1 protein-coding gene is annotated in these 2058 nt (G+C 70.5%); it reads left to right on the plus strand.

Annotated elements, in window-relative coordinates; all coding sequences use genetic code 11:
* On the plus strand, positions 1-2058 hold a 2058-nt coding region (locus H7841_18290), incomplete at both ends, for a UvrD-helicase domain-containing protein (GenBank protein ID MEO5338808.1).

A 2058-nucleotide genomic window follows, 5' to 3' on the forward strand; every position in this document is an offset into this window, starting at 1 on the left:
CCGCCTGCGCCACCGGCGCCTACGACGACGCCGGCCTGCGCCGGGCCTCCGCCGCATTGGCCCGCGGCGGCAAGGGCGACGTCGAACGGGCGTTGCGCCTCCAGACTTGGCTGGAGGCTCCGCCCGACCTGCGGCCCGACCTGTTCGGCGGCCACATCCAGGTCTTCCTGACCGACAAGGGCGAACCGCGCGCTCGCCTCGCCACCAAGGCGGTAGCCGAAATCGATCCTCAGGTCCCCGATCTTCTGCAGGCCGAGCAGGCCCGTGTCCATGCGGTGGCCGAACGCCTGAAGGCCATCGCGGTAGCCGAGGCGACCGCCGCCCTGATCGACCTGGGCGCCGCCATCCTGGGAGCCTACCGCGAGGCCAAGGAGCGGCGCGCCATTCTCGACTACGACGACCTGATCCTGGCGGCCCGCGACCTGCTGGGGCGGGATGCCGGGGTGACCTGGGTGCTGTTCAAGCTGGACGGCGGCCTCGACCACATCCTGGTCGACGAAGCCCAGGACACCAGCCCCGAGCAATGGGAGATCGTCGCCGCCTTGGCCGGGGATTTCTTCGCCGGCGAGACCGCGCGACCGGCCCACCGAACCCTGTTCGTGGTGGGCGACGAAAAGCAGTCCATCTACAGCTTCCAGGGTGCCCATCCGGAAGGCTTCGCTCTCTGGCGCGACCATTTCGCGGCCCGCGCCAAGGCGGCTCAGGAGCGCCTGGTCGATGTCGAAATGCCGGAATCGTTCCGGTCCACCGACGCCGTGCTGGGCACGGTGGATGCGGTCTTCTCCGACGCCGCGGCCCGCGACGGTCTGTTATCGGGCGACAAGCCCATTCGCCATCTCTGGTACCGCAAGGGCCAGGCGGGGCTGGTGGAACTGTGGCCGGCCCTGGTGCCCGAGGAAGTGCCCGAGGACGATCCCTGGGACGCCCCCCTGGACCAGGTGTCGCAAGACAGCCCCGCCGCCCGGCTGGCCGACCGCATCGCCGATACCGTCAAGGGCTGGCTCGATGGCGGGGAAATGCTGCTTTCCAAGAACCGGCCCGTCGTGCCGGGCGACGTCATGGTGCTGGTGCGTACCCGCAGCCCCTTCGTCGACCGCCTGGTGCGCGGCCTCAAGGAAAGGGGAATCCCGGTGGCCGGCACCGACCGCATGGTGCTGACCGAACAGTTGGCGGTCATGGACCTGATGGCGCTGGGCCGCTTCGTCCTGCTGCCCCAGGACGACTTGAACCTCGCGGTGGTGCTTAAAGGGCCTCTTATCGGCCTCGACGAGGAATCCTTGTTCGACCTTGCCCATTTTCGCAAGGGCAGCCTGTGGGAGGAACTCAAGGCGCGGCGCGCCGACTTTCCCCAGGCCCATGGTCTGCTGGTCGATCTGCTGGCCCAGGCGGACGCCACGCCGCCCTTCGAGTTCTTCGCCCATGTCCTGGGCCGCGACGGCGGACGGCGGCGCATCCTGGCGCGCCTGGGCCCCGACGCCAACGATCCCATCGACGAGTTCCTGGCCCTGGCGCTCGCCTTCGAGCGCGACCGCGTGCCTTCCCTGCAGGGCTTCCTGCACTGGCTGGAGGCGGGGCGGGCCGAGATCAAGCGCGACCTGGAACACGGCCAGGGCCAGGTACGGGTGATGACCGTGCACGGCGCCAAGGGCCTGCAGGCGCCCATCGTCTTTCTGCCCGACACCTGTTCCCTGCCCGCCCGTCAACGCGAGGCGCGGTTGCTCTGGCATCTGGATGGCCCCGAGCCGGCCCTGCTCTGGCCCGTGCGGGGGGACAACGAGACGGCGCTCTGCAAAAACCTGCGCGAGGCGGCAAGGCGGCGGGGCGACCAGGAATACCGGCGCCTGCTCTACGTGGCGACGACCCGGGCCGAGGACCGGCTCTACGTCTGCGGCCACGAAGGCAAGCGCGGTCGCGCCGAGGGCTGCTGGTACGATCTGGTGGCGGCTGTCGTCGCCAGGCCGGAAAACAAGGCCGGCGAGGTCTGGCACGTCGCCACCCCCCAGGCCGCCCCCCCCGAGACCGACCGCCGCCCGGCCCGCGCGGCCGACGGGATCGTCG

Source organism: Magnetospirillum sp. WYHS-4 (genome assembly GCA_039908345.1).
Classification (GTDB): domain Bacteria; phylum Pseudomonadota; class Alphaproteobacteria; order Rhodospirillales; family GLO-3; genus JAMOBD01.